Genomic DNA, 17,446 nt, shown 5'->3' with positions numbered 1-17,446 from the left:
CTTATCCAAACGAAATGGGCTTGGTATTTCAATACATTACCGGAACGTAAAAACCGGAAACGCTTCTCCTTCGCCAAATTCTGCCCGATCCGGCGGCAGTTCCAGAAAACCGTCGCAGCGGAGCAGGTTGGCGTAATCCGCCGAACCGCTTCCCGGCAACGGTTCGGCCCGCCAGCTTCCCTCCGTTGTTACGGATAAACTCACCGGCAGAAAATAAGTTAGTTTGGGCGCAAAAGAAATGGGTCGCGCCAGACGGGCCACCGCCGGCTGCCGAACCGCCAGGCCCAGCGATGCGTTCAGCCACGGCAGTAAATACCGATAGGCGCACAAAAACGTGGAAACCGGGTTGCCGGGCAGTCCAAAAACGATTTTCCCGGTTTCGGACGCGCCAAACCACAACGGTTTCCCGGGTCGCTGCGCCACCTGATGGAATTGCTGCCGGACGCCCAGCCGCTCCATCACGGCGGGCACAAAGTCGGCTTTTCCGGCCGAAACGCCCCCGCTCAACACCAGCGCATCGAAGTCGGCCAGCGTGGTTTTCAGGTCGGTTTCCATCGTTTGGGCATCGTCGGGCAGGTGCAGCAGAACGGTTTCGGCCCCGGCGCTTTGCAAAACCGTTTGCAACAGGTAGGTATTAGAGCGTCGAATCTGATACGGTTTCGGGGTTTCCGCCACGTCCACCAGTTCGTCGCCCGTGGAGATCAGGGCAATACGTGGTACTTTACTCACCAAAACCGCGGCTTTTCCGACTGATGCGGCAACGGCCATTTCCGGCGGCCCCAGGCGCGTCCCGGTTTTGACCAGTTCCTCGTTCTGCTTTCGATCGGTCGCCCGGTGGTGGACATTCTGCCCGGCCTGCACCCCATCGATTGTAATTTCGGCGATGCCGTCGGTGATGCGAACGTCTTCGTAGCGAATGACAGTGTCGGCTCCGGTGGGTAAGAGGGCGCCCGTCATAACTTCCAGACAGGCGGTTTGGTCGGTCAGGGTTTGCGCGGGCTGGCCGGCAAACTGCGCGCCTGCCACCCGAAACTGTCGTTGTCCGCTGGCAAAAACCGGGTATTGAATCGCAATCCCGTCCATCGAAACCCGGTCGAAAGGCGGCAGATCGCGGTCGGCCACGAGCGGCTCCCGCAACACCCGGCCGGCGGCCCGGGCTAAGGGCACGGTTTCCGCCGGCATCGCCAGCGAGTGGTTCAAAACAATCGAGTAGGCTTCGGCAACGGAGATCATCGGCGCGTTTTTTATGCAAAGAAAGAAAAGACCGTTACGCAAAAAACGCGGGTTGCGGAGAATTTACCAGAATAGCTGTAAAAACTCCGCAACCCGCGTCGAAAGCCTGAGCGGTTTTTAGTCTTCGATCAGGATGCCCATTTTACCGATCCGGAAATCGCGGTAGGCTTCCATCACTTCGATTTCGCTGTTCATCACAAACGGCCCCTGCGCCAGGATTTTCTCACCAATCGGCTCGCCCGTCATCAGCAGCACCCGCGTATCTTCGAGTGCTTCGAGGGTGATGCCTTCGCCGTCGTTTTGGGGCACCACCAGGTACCGGGGCTTCACTTCGGTTTGCTCACCGATGCGCAGCTTGCCATCCAGCAAATACAGAAAGGCGTTATGGCTGGCGGGCAACGGCAGGTATATTTTGCCACCGGTTTTCAGCTGCAAGGTCGCCGATACAAGGGGCGTGAACGTCGGAATCGGTCCTTTAACGCCCAGCAACGCGCCCGAAACGACGTTGACCGTCACCAGCCCGTCTTCGCTCACCACCGAGGGCGTTTCTTCTTTCAGTAACGAATAATACGACGGCTGGTCCTTTTTGTGCGCCATCGGCGTATTGACCCACATCTGAATGATTTCGAGTTCGTCGGAAAGGGGCCGCTCACTGTGCATGATGCCCAGACCGGCGTTCATCCACTGCGTTCCGCCTTCGTAGACGCTGCTGTCGTTGCCCCGGCTGTCGCGGTGCCGAATCCCACCCTTGAACACAAACGTGACCGGCGAAAACCCCCGGTGCGGGTGCGGCCCGACACCCGCGTGGTTGGGATTTTCGTGTTCTTTCAGAAAACTATGGCCGTGGTGCAGCAGCACAAATGGATCGTGGTAAGGCAGCTGCGAAGAAGGCAACGGTTGCCGAACCCGAAGTTCGCCCATGCTCATCAGCGGAGCCGGTATCAATTGCTGGATCGTGCGTTCTTTTTTCATGGCTTAGAAATTTACAAGTAATAACATTTAATGTATATACATTTAAATTTAAAAAGAAGTTCACCAACTTTATTTTTCTCCAGAATGACCCCGGAACGAAATTCCTGGCGGAGTTGCGGGTGTCTGCCAGTTTGAATTTGGCCCGATTTCCAGATTTTCTTGTCGAATTTAGGGAAAAAACCGTCCTTACAAACCGCTACCTCTTTTCGGCGGTTTACTAAGAAACACACGCTCTGTACGATGATTGCTGACGCATCCGCTCCAACGACTTCATCCACCCCAACCCCTGCCCGCTTTGCAAAAACCGCTACCGGCCAAACCGGTGTCCACTACGAAATTTTCGTCCGCGCCTTCTGCGACTCCAACGGCGACGGCATCGGCGACCTGAACGGCGTGACGTCGAAGCTGGATTACCTCCAGGACCTGGGCGTTTCGGCCATCTGGCTCATGCCCATCAATCCGTCGCCGAGCTATCACATGTACGATGTGACGGATTATTACGGCATTGCGCCCGAATACGGCACGATGGAGGATTTTCGGCGGCTGATTAGGGAAGCGCACCAGCGGGGCATCAAGGTTATTCTGGATTTTGTGATTAACCACACCAGCCGGCGGCATCCGTGGTTTGTGGAAGCCTGCAGGGGCAAGGATAATCCGTACCACGACTGGTACGTCTGGATGAGTCAGCAGGAGATTAACGCGCTGAACATTGCCTCCCGCGAAATCACCGCCGACTCGCAGGAGAAAAATCCGTGGCACCGCGTGCCGGGTGCCCCGTTTTCCGAGAAATACTACGCGCTGTTCTGGAGCGGAATGCCCGACCTGAACTACGACAACCCGGCGGTGCGGGCCGAGATCTACAAAGCCGGAAAATTCTGGCTGGCCGATGTGGGCGTCGACGGTTTTCGGCTCGATGCGGCCCGGCACATTTACCCGGATTGGGAAGAACCCAAAAATCACCAGTTCTGGGAGGAATTTGGCCGGGAAATGGCGTCGGTGAAACCGGATGTCTACACCGTTGGCGAAGTCTGGACGCGGGCCGAGCGGATTGCACCATATTTTCGGGGCCTGAAAGCCAATTTTAATTTTGACCTGAGTCTGGCGTTGCAGGAAATTCCGTTCATGGAGCGCGACACGGCCGGAATCGTTTCGATGTTGCTGCACAACCATACGGTTTTTGGGCAGGTCAATCCAAATTTCATCGACGCCATCATGCTGTCCAACCACGACCAGACCCGGATTGGCAGCTTCCTGAACGGCAACCGGAATCACCTGAAAGTGGCCGCCAACCTGCTGCTGACGCTGCCCGGTAATCCGTACATCTATTACGGGGAAGAAATCGGGATGCTGGGTGCCAAACCCGACGAAAATATTCGGGAGCCGTTTTTGTGGGATGCCAAGCGGAAGGACAAAAACCGCAGCCGCTGGCGCCGGGCCACGCAATCGACCGATGCCACGGTGACGCCCCTGGCCCAGCAGCAGGCCGACCCGGATTCGCTGTATTCGCATTACAAACGACTCATTCATTTCCGCAACGGCCACCCGGTTTTGAACGACAATCAAAGCAAACTGGAAGCGAGCGGTATTCAGCACAAAAACGTGATTGCGTTCACCCGCCGGTCCGGCGACCGTTCGGTTCTGGTGATCCATAATCTGACCAAACGCGCTCTGGAGGTGGTCATTTATCCGTCCGAAACCGCCGAGGGCAAGGAAATTGTGCTGGACACAGTGGGTGGAGCCAAACTCATCAAGGGCGACAAGGTGCGGGTGCCGGGGTATGGGTGTGTGGTGCTGGAGTAAACCGGATTGGACGCAAATAACTAGACACGTTTAAAATTTAATGCCTATCTTGTTAGGACTCGCAATCCGTAGGCATTCATGGAACAGATTCAGCTTTCGAGAAAATATTTTAAAAATCCGGTTTACGCCGGTTTAACGCTGCTGCTTACGGTTTTTATTTTTGAAGGAATCAACTGGTCATTTTCGTTCGAGAAAACGATCCTTAAAGTTAGGGAATATGGCGGCATTTTGGGGTACGCTTATATTCTGTTCCGGGGTGGCATTATGCCTGAACTGGCCACGCTAACCATCCTGATTGCCCTGCTGAATATTTACCATGAAGTGCTCAGAATCAAAGTGGTGGACGCATCGTGGTCGGGGATTCTGCGCTATGAGCTGCTGTGTCTGCCCGTGATGCTGATCGCTTTTTTCTTTTTTAGTCCCGTTACCCAAACCATCCGGTATTTATTGGTGGAATTCCCGGCGTATGATTTTTCCGTTTACACCGAGACTTACCTGATGGGTACTTATTCTCTGAAGTACTACGCTTTTTATCTGATTCCCGTATTACTAATGGGCTATTCGACCATTACGTTTTCGTTGGTGCGGGATTTTATAAAAGGCTCTAAAAAGCAAAAATCCAGCCCTATCATTTTCGATAACTAATAACCGTACCGGTTTTACAATCGGGTTTTCGGCTGCGGTTTGAAAACCGTATTCCAGAAAATCACCAGAAATAAAATCCATAAAAAAACCGGTGGAATGGCCTGCGAATAATCGCCCGAATAAGTGGCCGACATGAAATCATCCCGTTCAGCGTCGTACAGAACCCGCAGGGTGGCCTTCGGCTTCAGGGTTTCATACTCAGCCTTCGTGATCGGAACCACCCGCTGACCGGTCCGGTAGTTAAAAGTCGCATCGTAAACGTAGAGGTTAAAACCGGTATGGCGCGTACTGCGCCCCACACGGTGCCGGTCGGTATCCTGAACCGTCACCTCCATCAGCTGACCGGTTTTTTTGACGTGCCGGTAGTATTCGTAATACACCCAAGTGTCGTAGGTAAAAAACAACGCGGCTATTCCCAGTACACTCACCAGCATGAACCGGGCGATGATTTGCAGGAAAGTCCAGCCGGTAATGGAAAACAGAAAACTGCCGGCGAAAAAGAGCAGGCCCGTCGTCACGGCCAGAAAACCGACCAGTAATTTGTTTTCTTTGCTGAATCCGGCAACCGAGCTCCAGTGAATAAACCGGGAAACGATTCGACCCGGTTTTCGTTCGTAGGACGGCTGCCGAAATTGGTCCCGTTGCGGATGATACAGCAACCGGACCCGGTCGCCCGAACCCACCCAGGACGTGTCGCGCACCACCCGAATCGTGTAGTTTTTCTGGTGGTAGGGAAACGTAATGTAAACCGCATTTCCAAAAACATCCCGCCAGGAATGATGCGAGAGGTCAATGTCGGCGACCTGGACTTCAACCTCCTTTCCTTCCTTCAGAAACTCGTTTTGCCGGCGTTCGTCAACAAAAAATTGCCACATCGCCCAGGCTGCAATCCCCAACAGCGCAATCAACAGAAGAGAAATAAAAAACCGGTATAATTTCCCCAGAAAAACAAAGATCTCTCGGAGCATATGGGCTGATAGCAGGCATGAAGTAGCTGCTTAAAAATAAGGAAGTTATCAGGAAACTCAGCCGATTTTGGCAATTTGCGCCTGACTTCTGTGTAAACGGTTACCAAAATCCACCGGCTGCGTTCTTTCGCCTTTCAGCGCTCAAATCCGAAACAGAATGGTTCCGGATTTGAAAACCGGCGCAACGAAACCTATCTTTGCCAAACTTTTCCTCCTGATTCGCGCCATGCAACAACTCAGCGTCCGACACCTGCTGGGCATTAAGAACCTGACCGAGAACGACATTCAACTCATTTTAGGAACGGCTCGCGAGTTCAAAGACGTCATTAACCGACCCATCAAGAAAGTGCCGTCGTTGCGCGACATCACGATTGCCAACGTTTTTTTTGAAAATTCAACACGCACCCGCCTGTCCTTTGAGCTGGCCGAAAAGCGCTTGTCGGCGGATGTAGTCAATTTTTCGGCCTCGGGCAGTTCGGTCAAGAAAGGCGAAACGCTGCTGGATACGGTCAACAACATTCTGGCGATGAAAGTCGACATGATCGTGATGCGGCACAGCAGTCCCGGCGCTCCGCATTACCTGTCGGACCGGATTCAGGCCAATGTGGTCAACGCGGGCGACGGCACCCACGAACACCCCACGCAGGCTCTGCTGGACTCGTTTTCGATTCAGGACAAACTGGGCGAGGTAGCGGGCAAGCGGGTGGCCATCATCGGCGACATACTGCACTCGCGGGTAGCGCTGTCGAACATTTTCTGCCTGCAAAAGCAGGGGGCGGAAGTCATGGTTTGCGGCCCCACGACGCTGATTCCCAAATACATCGGCCAACTGGGCGTGAAGGTTGGCCACGACGTGCGCGAAGCCCTCAACTGGTGCGATGTCGCCAACGTACTCCGGATTCAACTGGAGCGGCAGCAGATCAAGTATTTTCCGTCGCTGCGGGAATATTCGCTTTATTACGGCATCACCAAAAAGATGCTCGATGAGCTGGACCGGCCCATTGTGCTGATGCACCCCGGCCCCATCAACCGGGGGGTCGAACTGACCTCCGATGCCGCCGATTCCCACCACTCGATCATTCTGGATCAGGTCGAAAACGGCGTGGCCGTGCGGATGGCGGTTTTGTATTTGCTGGCGCAGATGTAACAAGCTGCCCCGTACGTTGTTAAATCCACCGGATGTTTGGGGCTCTGACGGACTAAAGTCCGTTGGTACGTATTATATTTGGGAAAAGGCTTGCTGTATGATTGCCGAAATTCAGACTTCCGACCACCTGACCCTGCACCCGCCCCGTCAATTCCAGTTTGACGACGAGTATTTTTTTGCCTTGTGCCAGGCCAACCGGGATCTGCGTCTCGAACGCGATGCCGACGGAAACATCATTCTTATGCCTCCCACCGGATCAGAGACAGGACGTTACAATGCCGATTTGCTCGGCGAATTATGGAATTGGAACCGCAAAACTAAACTCGGTTACGTATTTGATTCATCCACCGGTTTTACCCTGCCCGATTCCTCAGTTCGGTCGCCGGATGTATCCTGGATTCAGAAGGACCGCTGGGAAGCGCTTCCGGAAGCGAAACGGGAAAAATTTGCGCCGATCTGTCCGGATTTTGTAATCGAAATCCGCTCCAAAACCGACTCCATCCAGGGCTTGAAAGCCAAAATGGAAGACTACCGCGCCAACGGTTGCCAGCTCGGCTGGCTCATCGACCGAATCGAGCAGCAGATCTACATCTATCGTGGAAACGGTTCCATTGAAATCCTTAACGAGAAGCAGGCAGTTTTGTCGGGCGAAGCGGTTTTGGAGGGATTGAAAGTGACCATAGCCCTGTAATAAAAACACGGCTTCCCGGGTTCTGCTCCCCGAAAAGCCGTGCTCCCACCAGCCTCATACCCGGTTTTACAACATTACCGGCGGGCCGATGGCCAAAACCGCCTTGTCGTGGTGGTACTTTTCCACGCACTGGTTATCAAACAACATCGTGGCTCCGTTCGCGGGGGTATATTTCTGCCAGGCCGGCAGACCCTTGTGGCCCGGATTGCCGCTGCGGGCGAAGTTGATCCACGACTGGCTCATTTTGTCGGCCAGTTCGTAAGCCGCCCTGGTGCCGCCGGTCATTTCCTCGCAACGGGCGATGTTGTTGAACACAAACGGGATTTCCATGCAGTGAACCGCCTTGTAGCGCCCATCCAGAACCGGCGATTGCCAGGTAAACAGGTACATAAAAACCGGGGCCGGGGAACCGGCTTTTACATCGGCCATTTTAATCGCGCTCCGCCGGAACATCGCGTCCACATCGAGCAGATCCGACGGTTTGGTGTCGGCCGGGTAGGCCTTTTTGACGGCGGCTATATAGGCGTCGGTTTGGTCACCATACGGTTGTTGCAGGGCTTTTCTGGCTTCTTCCGGCGTGATGGCGTTGCTGTCCGGCATTCGCAGCGAAGCCATGAACTCGTTTTTCGTTGACCCGATCAGCAGCGGTACCGCACTGGAAACCGACTGTGCCGCCGGATCGGTGGGCTGATGGGGCAGAAAACCGCCGTCGAGCGTTGGTCCCCACATCCAGCCAAAAACCGTCAGCGGCTTGCCCTCGGTTTTTAGTTGTTCCTGCACTTTCTGCACCGCTTTTTTCCCGGCAGCCGCCAGTTTTTCGTACGAAATCTTCTGAATCTCGTCCACCTGAGCCGGTTGCAGATTCAACTCGGTCAGAACAGCCGCTCCGATTCGTTTCGTCACCGCCTGGTCGTGAAAACTCAGACCCAGACCGCCACTTTGGATGATCGCTTTGTGAAAAAGCCCCTTGGCCGAAGGGGTATACAGCAGCGTGTTCACTTTCCCTCCGCCCCCGGACTGGCCAAAAATGGTCACATTGTTCGGGTCACCGCCGAAATTGGCAATGTTAGTTTTGACCCATTGCAAAGCCGCCACCAGATCCATAATGCTGGTGTTCGGGGATGCTTTGTATTTGTCACCGTAGGCCGATAAATCCAGAAAACCCAGAATGTTCAGCCGGTGGTTGACCGAAACCAGCACCACATCACCCTTTTTGCTGATGTTTTCACCATCGTACGACGGCAACTCCTGCGAAGAACCAGCCGTGTGACCACCCCCGTGCAACCAAACCATCACGGGCCGTTTCTTACCATCGTTGACGCCCGCCGACCAGAGGTTCAGGCGGAGACAATCTTCGCCCGGATACCCCCAATCGTGATGATACACAAACTCGGATTCGTCCTGCACCGAGGTGGTGGGGTCCATCAGCGGGCAAACCGGGCCGTAACTCAGCGAGCTTCGCACGCCCGGCCATGAATCCGGTTTGGTCGGCGCCATAAACCGCTCGGCTTTGGCGTACGGAATTCCCTTGAAGGTAAACGTACCGTTGTGAACGTAGCCGCGCACTTTGCCCGCTTCGGTCGGCACAACCGCCACGTCTTTTCCGGTTACAAGGGGAGCCGCAGCTTCTTTTTTACCTTGCCCCACGCTTCGGAGCGGCAGGGACAGGATGGTCACAGCAAAAACTAAACTACTGATTTTCATATGGGTTGGCGAAAGTTTATTCAATTGTTTTAGTTTGAAGACAGGGCGACTCCGTTTGCTTTCAGGATTTTGCTGAAAAACAGGACCTGATACGGCAGGGCGTTTTCCCAATAGTCCCAGGTGTGCGCACCGGGTCGCTCGGTATAGTCGTGCGGAGTTTTATTTTCGGTCAGTTGGCGGTGCAAATCCCGGTTTCCGTCAATCAGAAAGTCATCCACACCAATGTCGAAGACCAACGGCAGGTTGTTGGCTTTCAGCTGATTGGCCAGCGTTACCATCGTTAAACCCGGATACGGCGAACCGCCTTCTTTCGGAGGTCCGAGCAGCCGGGCCAGATTCTCGGCGCGGGATTTGGCAAATTCGGCGAGCACTTTCCAGGTGGCCGTGTTGATGTTCATCACCCCGCTCATGCTTCCGGCAGCCGCGTACAATTCAGGATGGCGGCAGGAAATAAACATCGCACCGTGCCCACCCATCGACAGGCCCGCAATAACGCGGCCTTTCCGGTCGCGGACGGTTCGGTAGCGATGATCAATTTGATCGACCAACTCCCCGGAAATGAAGGTTTCGAACTGACTGTTGGCCACCAGCGGACTGTCGAAATAATAACTGCTGGGATCGCCGTCGGGCGTGACGATAATCAGATTATACTGATCGGCCAGCCGGTGCAGCAGCGTCTTGTCGGGCGGTTTGGTCAGCCAGTCCCGAAAACCGCCCGTGCCGCCGTGAAGCAAATACAAAACCGGAAAGGTCTGCCCGGTTTTGCGCGATTTTTTCGTTCCGTACGATTCCGGCAACACCACAGCCGCCCGCAGCGTCCGCTTCATAGCCGCACTTTCCAAATCGAGCGTATCGACCCGGGCGCCAAATGCCGCAAAAGCAGCAATTTGAAAAATGGCAAGAATAAAAAACCGTAGGAAGAGCGTGATCATCAGCAAATTACCAACAAATTTTGATGAAAGTCAGCGTGCTCCGGGCGAAACCGGCCCCTGATTCCAAACAATTAGTACCTTTGCGTCAAAAGTACATAAAGATTCAATACGTCAAAATTACGCAATGAATTTTTTGTAAAATTTTATGATGGATTATAATCATCCGGCGGTTCGGTATTACCAGGAAATCTCCGAACAGTGTATTCATTACCTGTCCATTGACGGGGTCATTTTTGGTTTTCACCAGAACCAGTTAACGGTGTTGCTGCTGCGCTGGAAGGGGACGGATGCGTGGAGCCTGCCGGGCGGCTTTATCCGAAAAGCCGAATCGGTTGACGATGCGGCCCAGCGGATTATGCAGGAACGGACGGGCCTGAAGGCGCTCTACCTCCAGCAATTTCACGTTTTTGGCAAAACCGTCCGGTATGATCAGGATGCCACCTGGCGAAAAATCAATCTGCCGCTCCAGGACATCCAGTGGTCGGAGCGGACCATCTCCATTGGTTACTACGCCCTGGTCAATTATTCCAACGTGGTGCCCTCGCCCGATTTTCTGACGGAAGAATGCGCCTGGTGGAATCTGGAAGATGTTCCGGCGCTGCTGTTCGATCACAATCACATCATTGACGTGGCGCTTTCTTCCCTGCGCAAACAACTCAGCGATCAGCCCATCAGTCATTTATTACCCGAAACGTTTACCATACCGGAGCTGCAACGACTGCACGAAACGATTCTGGGTTTTCCGCTGGATTCGCGCAATTTTTACAAGAAAATAATGGCATCCGGCCAGTTGGAACGGCTTTCGGAACGGCGGCAGGGAACGCCCCACAAAGCACCTTTTTTGTACCGGTTTGTGCCGCCGACGGCCGAGAGCGAGTAGATTTTGTGGATTAACGGCCCCGCTGTTTTATCCTTGCTCTTTTTTAACGAAATTTCGCTTTTCCTACAACTCCTAAACCGCATGAAAACCGCCTTCCGTCTGCTTTACTGTTTACTGTTTGCCACGGTCCCTTTTCGCTTCGTGCCCAACCGGCCGCCTTCACGCCGGCCGAAGCACCCGCCGAAGCCGGTTTTTCGGAGGAAAATCTAAAGCGGATCGATGCGCTCCTGCAGGACTTTATCGACAAAGGGCTGGCGCCGAATGCCGTTACGTTCGTGGCCCGAAATGGCAAGGTCGTTCACCACAAAGCGTACGGTTTCAGCAACCTGGAAAAGAAAATCCCCCTCAAGCGCGATGATATTTACCGGATTGCGTCGCAGTCGAAAGCCATCACGACCGTTACGCTCATGACGCTTTTTGAGGAACAGAAGTTTGTTCTCGACGAACCAATTTCCAACTACATCCCGGCTTTCAAAAACCCGAGGGTGCTCGTCAGCGTCGATGCCGAAAAAGGTACGTACGAAACCCGCCCCGCCAAACGCGAAATCACCATCCGGCATTTGCTGAGCCACAATGCCGGTATTCCCTATGACCATCCGCTCGACAAGCGGCCGGAGTTTAAGGTGCCTTACCTCAATTCGCTGCAAGCCGATAAGCTCGAAGAGGTCGTCAACCGGCTGGCCGCCCGGCCCCTCCTCAAAGATCCCGGCGAGGCTTTTACCTATGGCCTGAATACGGACATCATTGGTCGCCTGGTGGAAATTCTGTCGGGAAAACCGCTGGATGTTGCCATGCGCGAGCGCGTTCTGGAGCCGCTGGGCATGAACGATACGTACTTTTATTTACCCGCCAACAAAGCCAGCCGCCTGGTGGAACTGTACGCAAAAAGTGCCGGAAAACCGCTCACGCTGCACGACAACGTCAGCAACCGGACGTATCCGGTGGCGGGTGCTAAAACTTATTTTGCCGGGGGTGCCGGGCTGGTCGGGCCCATCGAAGACTACGCCAAATTCTGTCAGATGCTGCTGAACGGCGGCACCTTTAACAACAAGCGGATTCTGGGCCGGAAAACCGTGGACATGATGCTCGAAAACCAGATCGGTGACGCGGAAGTCTGGGAACGGCAGGATAAGTTCGGGCTTGGTTTTCAATTGATTACCAGCCGCAGCCATTACGGCGATCAGGCCACGCCGGGAGCGTACACCTGGGGTGGGGCGTATTGTTCGGAATACACCATTGACCCGAAAGAAAATCTGATTTTGCTGGTTTATACCAACGTCATGCCGTATGCGCACTACGGTGATTTTGTTCGAAAATTCCGGATGGCGGTTTATCAGGCGCTGAATTGATGTTCTTTTCCAGGCTGCACAGTCTAGGCGACCCCGTCTGGGCGACCTTGCAGATTTTGCCAATCCCGCCAGCGTTCAGGCAACTTCCTGTTCCCAATTCACTTGATACGCTAAAACCGGCTCCGAGGCTTTGGCACCCATCCGGATAAAAAACGGCAGCATCAGGTCACGAAGCCAGACGGCGACCGGGTTGCTCACCATTTTCCCGTTGCCGGTGCGCCGGGCCTGCTGAACGATTTTTTCCACCCGCTCCTTGCGCAGGCTTTCGAATTGGGCAAAGGCCCGCTCCGTATCGAACGCATCGCGCAGACAGCGGGCCAAAACCGCAGCATCTTCCAGCGCCAGCGAGGCTCCCTGCCCGGAATGGGGCGAGGTGGCATGGGCCGCATCGCCGATCAGGCAAACCGCCCCCTTGTGCCAGGTTTTCAGCGATGGCAGATCGTAAACCGGCCACTTGCCGATGGCCCCCGGTGTTGCCCGGATGATGGCCGGAATCGGTTCGTGATCGCTTGCGTGATTCTGAAGCAGACGGTGCCGCCAGTCGTCGTCGGAAATGGCTTTCAGTTCGTCCCGCTGCGGTTCGGTCGGCCAGGCCACGTTGCTGAACCAGTAGACCTCTCCGTCCGCTTTGGCAATCGAACCGAAAAAGGCTTTTTTGCCAAAGGTCATCTGCATGGCCCCGGTAGCAGGCAGGGCGGCCGGATCGCAACGCGCAAAACCGCCACAGTCGACCATGCCCGTGTAGGCCGGCTGGGGACCATTCGGAAACAGAAGTTGCCGGGTTCGGGAATGGATGCCGTCGCAACCGATCAGAAACGTGCCGGTCGCTTCGGTTCCGTCCTCAAAATAAGCCGTTACCCGCTGAAAACCGTGTTGCCGAAAACCGCTGAGCTTTTTCCCGTACTGCACCGGAATGTTCCGGCGAAGGGCCTCATCGCGCAGAATCCGGTGCAACTGGCCGCGTTTCATCATAACATTGCGGCTGCCAAAGCGGGCGACTTCATCACGGCTGTCGATCTGCGCCAGCGGTTTGCCGTCGGCGTTGAAAAACGCCATGCCTGCCGAGTGAAACCCCTTTGCTTCCAGCAGATGATCGATGCCCAATGTTTTCAGCACATTGACGCCGTTGGGAGCCAGGTTCAGAAACGCACCGGCCTCGTCCATGCCGGCGGTCTGGGATTCATAGATTTCGGCATCAATACCGGCTTCCTGTAAAAAAAGAGCCAGTACCGGCCCGGCAATGCCGCAGCCAATGATGAGGGCTTTTCGGGAGGCAATCATGTCTGGTTTGTTCGGATGGACGATCAAAAGTAGCGCAGTGCGTCCACCGACGCCCGGGCTTTTTCGTGAACCGACGGTTTCCGGCGACGAGGAGACTATTTAACCAGACCGACCGGCGGCACTTTTCAATTCCGGTTGATTTGACTAGCTTTAATGTTCGTCCGTATTGCTTAATTCCCAACTCGAAATGAAGCCGTTTTCGATCGCCCGCCCGGTTTTTTGGGCCAGTTTGCTAGTCATTTTTTTCGCCACTTCGGTTCAGGCTCAGACCCGGAAAGGAACCGCCGAGCGCACCAAGGTCCACGGCAAGGGACTGGAGGGAAACCTGGCCGGTGATTCGCCCGACCGGGAAGTATCGGTTTATTTACCGCCCAGTTACCAAACCGACAAAAACCGCCGGTTTCCGGTGCTGTATCTGTTGCACGGTTTTACGGACAGCGACGAACAGTGGTATGGTTTTACCAAACACTGGATTAACCTGCCGGAGGTGATTGACAAGTCCCTTGCCGACCCCGCCGTGCGTGAAATGATTGTGGTGACACCGAATGCCTACAACCGGTTTTTCGGCAGCTTTTACTCTAATTCGGTTACCACCGGAAACTGGGAAGATTTTGTGGCGACGGAGCTGGTTGACTACATCGACAATCACTACCGAACCATTCCGACGGCCGCCAGCCGGGGCCTGACGGGACATTCGATGGGCGGCTACGGCACGATGCGCATTGGTCAGAAACACCCGGAAATTTTTTCCAGCATCTACCTGCTCAGTCCCTGCTGCCTGACGGTGAACGTAAATCAAAACCGGAACGAAGCGGCTGCGGCCCGTCTGGAAGCCGTGCGGACCATCAGCGATCTGGAGCAGGCCGACTTCGGTACCAAGGCGGCTTTTGCCACGGCGGCAGCCTGGGCGCCCAATCCCACCAAACCGCCTTTTTACCTCGATTTGCCGGTGAAAGACGGCCAGCCGCAGCCCACTGTTCTGGCCAAAATAGCGGCCAATGCCCCGCTGGTGGTGATTGACCAGTACATTCCGAATCTGAAAAAACTACAGGCCATGGCGTTCGATGCTGGAGCCAAAGACGTCAGCATTGCCGCCAGCATCAAGGTGCTGGACGGTGTGCTCAACGACTACCAGATCAAGCATGCCTACGAAGAATACGACGGTGACCACGTAAACTGGGTGGCCGAGCGCATTGAGAAAAAAGTCCTGCCTTTCTTTTCGGAGCATCTGTCCTTCGACCCACCGAAACGGAAGAAGTAAAGCTTACGGTGCAGCGGTTTTGCGGACGGTTTGCGCGCCGAATTTATTCCGGCTGTCGTAGGCCAGTCCCAGCCCGACGCTGGACAGCTTATTTTCGTCGGCAATGGCGGCATTCGGAAAAAGCCGTTTGAATTCGGCCTGAACCAGCGGGACTTCGGTGGAACCGCCGGTCAGAATGACGAGATTGATGGCGTTGTTCCGCACACCGGCATCCCGCAGACACTGGGTGGCCGAAGCCGCAATTTTTGAGACTTCCTGCTGAATGGCCGCTTCAAATCGCTGCCGTTTGATGGGGATCGCAAACCCTTCTTCAATAAAATCGAATGGGGTTTCGTGCACCTCTCCGGCGGTCAGGGCAATTTTTGCGTCTTCGGCCGCGGCCAGGAGCGTGTGGCCGGTTTCGTTTTCGAGCACGTTAACCAGCCGTTTATACCGCGTTTTGTCGTGCGACTGGTGCAGCAACTGCCGGGTTTGCATAATCATTTTAGGGGTATACAGAAAGTTGACCTTACTCCATTCGGCTAGGTCATGAAAGGGTTTTAAAGGCACTTCCAGCTTCTTTTCGCCGTAGGTGCTGCGGTAGCCAAGTTCCGGCATGATTGCCGCCAGGCTCAGGTTTTTGTCGAAATCATTGCCGCCCACCCGAATACCGGTGTTGGCCAGAATATCCGACGAGCGATCGGGTTTATGAATGGACTGGCTGGACAACCGAATGACGGTAAAATCGGAGGTTCCTCCGCCCAGATCGGCCACTATCGCCAGCTTTTCGCCGGTGATCCGGACTTCGTGCGCAAAGGCGGCCGCAATCGGTTCGAACTGAAATTCAATGTTTCGGAAGCCAACCCGCTGGGCAATGGCTTTCAGCTCGGCCTGCGCCCGGGTGTCGGCCTCCGGCGATTGATCGACAAAATGAACCGGGCGCCCCATCACCACATTTTCGATTTCCTGCCCGGCCTCCGCATCGGACTTTGCCTTGAGCGTCTTCAGAAAGGAAGCAATAATGGTGGAGAAATTCATCACGGCCCCGTTCACAACGGTTCCCTGCGTCATCAGGGACGTGCCCAGCACCCGCTTGAGGCTCCGCATGAACCGCCCTTCCTGCCGCTCGAAAAACAGCTGTACCGCCGTTCGGCCGTAAAACGCTTTATTGTCGTGACGACGAAAAAAAATAGCGCTCGGAATGGTGACGGATGGGCCTTCAACGGGCACCAGACGCACGGCATCATCCTGGGCAATGGCTACGCTTGAATTGGAAGTTCCGAAATCGATTCCGCACGAAGGTGGTGTCATTCCTGTAAGGTTCAGTACGCATCATGCACTGGTTTTTGGAAGGGATTAAAACCGGAGCGCACAACACTTGGTGGATAAAAGGGCGCGAATTTACATTAAATCCGGTTTTTACCGAAAAAAAAAATAATCACCTGTCGAAGCCAGACGGGCCATCATCTCCCCGGTCGAAAACGGTCCGCTCCCCTTTTCAACCTGCCAGCGAAAACACTTCGTTAGTCGGTCAGGCGGTTTTCGGCAAGGGGGTCGCTGCTGCCTTAATTAGTAACTATTTTTTACTAAAAGTAACAAATTTCAAAAGTTGGCCCGGTCTTTGAGAAAACCGCCTTTCTCGTATACACTGTTCCGTAAGGTTTCATTACTACCATTTCGGGGAGAATTTAACGGAATGAAAATAACCAGTCATCAGGGGTAATACTGGTAAAAATGTAAGTTTAAAATTTACGTCTAAATGCAGTTTTATACCCAGATCAATGGATTACTTATAAAATAATTATCAGACATTCTATTGACCGATTCATTTTAGAGGATTGGCAAACTTTTTGTTACCACACCGTTAGAAAGTGTTTATAAATTATCAGGTGAAATTTCCCTTTATTCATTTCAAGTTTGAAATAACACCGTATAATAAATAGACATTAAAAACACTTTTTGTTATTTGGCATTCAACAAAAAACCTTTTAAAGTTACGCATACAAATTCTCTGTCTGTACCTAAAGGCTCAACTTCTATGAAAAACACTTTAGTACTCTTCTGCACTGAGTACAGCCATCCTTCTGAAAAAGAAGCAGGCACCCCGGGAACCAGAATTCTCAGTTCCCCCTAGCGTTCACCGTTTAACATACATATTGTCAGGCAATTATGATCCATTCATTTGCTATCATAGCAATTTGAAGTTCTATAATCGCTGCGCTGTATAAACGTCAGGAAAGGAAACGGCTGGATTACCTCAACCGGGTAATTATTCAGAATTCCGTATGTGATCGATAAACTTTCACCGTAACTCGGCAATAGCGGACAAGGCCGGACCCTCCATCGGCCGTTTTCTGCACTTGATTTTGAGTTCCATTAACAGACATTACTTCTTTTTCATTCAACAATAATGTCTGTTGAATCACAGTCAAATTTTATTATGATGGATTACAAAAAAACCGCTATTCCGTAACACCGTTCCGAGTGTTATACAGGGATAAAACACTGTATTTATTGCACAGCAATGATCAACTTGTTCTTCATTGAAGAATTAGTTGGGTGAGACTGGTATGTCTATTATTCCCCCGGTACAATTCTTATTTC

General features: G+C 53.6%; 15 protein-coding genes. 8 read left to right on the top strand and 7 right to left on the bottom strand.

The features are described from left to right. Nucleotides 1-36: 36 nt before the first annotated feature. Together ACYVHX_RS27205 and ACYVHX_RS27200 are read right to left on the bottom strand one after the other, a co-directional pair. On the bottom strand, nt 37-1,233 hold the full coding sequence (locus ACYVHX_RS27205; RefSeq protein WP_460674864.1) for a molybdopterin molybdotransferase MoeA: 1,197 nt from the start codon (nt 1,231-1,233) through the stop codon (nt 37-39). Nucleotides 1,234-1,350: 117 nt separating this feature from the next. Further along, nucleotides 1,351-2,205, bottom strand: a complete 855-nt coding sequence (locus ACYVHX_RS27200; RefSeq protein ID WP_460674863.1) for a pirin family protein — start codon at nt 2,203-2,205, stop codon at nt 1,351-1,353. 240 nt (nt 2,206-2,445) lie between these two features. Here ACYVHX_RS27200 and ACYVHX_RS27195 point away from each other — a divergent pair, with 240 nt between their 5' ends. Both ACYVHX_RS27195 and ACYVHX_RS27190 read left to right on the top strand, forming a co-directional pair. Next, on the top strand, nt 2,446-4,005 hold the full coding sequence (locus ACYVHX_RS27195) for an alpha-amylase family glycosyl hydrolase (RefSeq protein ID WP_460674862.1): 1,560 nt from the start codon (nt 2,446-2,448) through the stop codon (nt 4,003-4,005). A gap of 78 nt (nt 4,006-4,083) precedes the next feature. Beyond that, complete coding sequence (locus ACYVHX_RS27190) at nt 4,084-4,650, top strand: hypothetical protein (protein ID WP_460674861.1); 567 nt, start codon at nt 4,084-4,086, stop codon at nt 4,648-4,650. Nucleotides 4,651-4,664: 14 nt separating this feature from the next. On the opposite strand, the gene ACYVHX_RS27185 is transcribed toward ACYVHX_RS27190, so the two are convergent. Further along, a complete protein-coding gene (locus ACYVHX_RS27185) occupies nt 4,665-5,618 on the bottom strand; it encodes a hypothetical protein (RefSeq protein WP_460674860.1) in 954 nt (317 codons plus the stop codon). Nucleotides 5,619-5,844: 226 nt separating this feature from the next. Here ACYVHX_RS27185 and ACYVHX_RS27180 point away from each other — a divergent pair, with 226 nt between their 5' ends. Together ACYVHX_RS27180 and ACYVHX_RS27175 are read left to right on the top strand one after the other, a co-directional pair. Beyond that, on the top strand, nt 5,845-6,765 hold the full coding sequence (locus ACYVHX_RS27180; RefSeq protein WP_460675072.1) for an aspartate carbamoyltransferase catalytic subunit: 921 nt from the start codon (nt 5,845-5,847) through the stop codon (nt 6,763-6,765). Nucleotides 6,766-6,862: 97 nt separating this feature from the next. Next, nucleotides 6,863-7,456, top strand: coding sequence for a Uma2 family endonuclease (locus tag ACYVHX_RS27175; RefSeq protein WP_460674859.1), 594 nt, complete (start codon nt 6,863-6,865; stop codon nt 7,454-7,456). Between the two features lie 66 nt (nt 7,457-7,522). On the opposite strand, the gene ACYVHX_RS27170 is transcribed toward ACYVHX_RS27175, so the two are convergent. Together ACYVHX_RS27170 and ACYVHX_RS27165 are read right to left on the bottom strand one after the other, a co-directional pair. Next, nucleotides 7,523-9,160, bottom strand: coding sequence for a carboxylesterase/lipase family protein (locus tag ACYVHX_RS27170; protein WP_460674858.1), 1,638 nt, complete (start codon nt 9,158-9,160; stop codon nt 7,523-7,525). Nucleotides 9,161-9,189: 29 nt separating this feature from the next. After that, nucleotides 9,190-10,092: an alpha/beta hydrolase gene (locus tag ACYVHX_RS27165; RefSeq protein ID WP_460674857.1), complete on the bottom strand. Its 903-nt coding sequence runs from the start codon at nt 10,090-10,092 to the stop codon at nt 9,190-9,192. A gap of 145 nt (nt 10,093-10,237) precedes the next feature. Here ACYVHX_RS27165 and ACYVHX_RS27160 point away from each other — a divergent pair, with 145 nt between their 5' ends. Next, nucleotides 10,238-10,972 carry an NUDIX hydrolase gene (locus ACYVHX_RS27160; RefSeq protein WP_460674856.1) on the top strand — a complete coding sequence of 245 codons (735 nt, stop codon included), beginning with the start codon at nt 10,238-10,240 and terminating at the stop codon, nt 10,970-10,972. A 107-nt stretch (nt 10,973-11,079) separates the two neighbouring features. Next, nucleotides 11,080-12,321, top strand: a complete 1,242-nt coding sequence (locus ACYVHX_RS27155; protein WP_460675071.1) for a serine hydrolase domain-containing protein — start codon at nt 11,080-11,082, stop codon at nt 12,319-12,321. A 75-nt stretch (nt 12,322-12,396) separates the two neighbouring features. Here ACYVHX_RS27155 and ACYVHX_RS27150 read toward each other — a convergent pair whose 3' ends face one another. Continuing rightward, nucleotides 12,397-13,602, bottom strand: a complete 1,206-nt coding sequence (locus ACYVHX_RS27150; RefSeq protein ID WP_460674855.1) for an FAD-dependent oxidoreductase — start codon at nt 13,600-13,602, stop codon at nt 12,397-12,399. Nucleotides 13,603-13,789: 187 nt separating this feature from the next. On the opposite strand from ACYVHX_RS27150, the gene ACYVHX_RS27145 reads away from it, so the two are divergent. Continuing rightward, on the top strand, nt 13,790-14,863 hold the full coding sequence (locus ACYVHX_RS27145; protein ID WP_460674854.1) for an alpha/beta hydrolase: 1,074 nt from the start codon (nt 13,790-13,792) through the stop codon (nt 14,861-14,863). A gap of 3 nt (nt 14,864-14,866) precedes the next feature. Here ACYVHX_RS27145 and ACYVHX_RS27140 read toward each other — a convergent pair whose 3' ends face one another. Next, nucleotides 14,867-16,153, bottom strand: coding sequence for an Hsp70 family protein (locus ACYVHX_RS27140; protein ID WP_460674853.1), 1,287 nt, complete (start codon nt 16,151-16,153; stop codon nt 14,867-14,869). A gap of 23 nt (nt 16,154-16,176) precedes the next feature. Here ACYVHX_RS27140 and ACYVHX_RS27135 point away from each other — a divergent pair, with 23 nt between their 5' ends. Then, the gene (locus ACYVHX_RS27135; protein WP_460674852.1) at nt 16,177-16,467 is read left to right on the top strand and encodes a hypothetical protein; all 291 of its coding nucleotides are present in this window, start codon (nt 16,177-16,179) and stop codon (nt 16,465-16,467) included. Nucleotides 16,468-17,446 lie beyond the last annotated feature (979 nt).

It is taken from the genome of Larkinella ripae, assembly GCF_054780775.1.
This window is presented reverse-complemented; position numbering and strand designations above follow the sequence as displayed.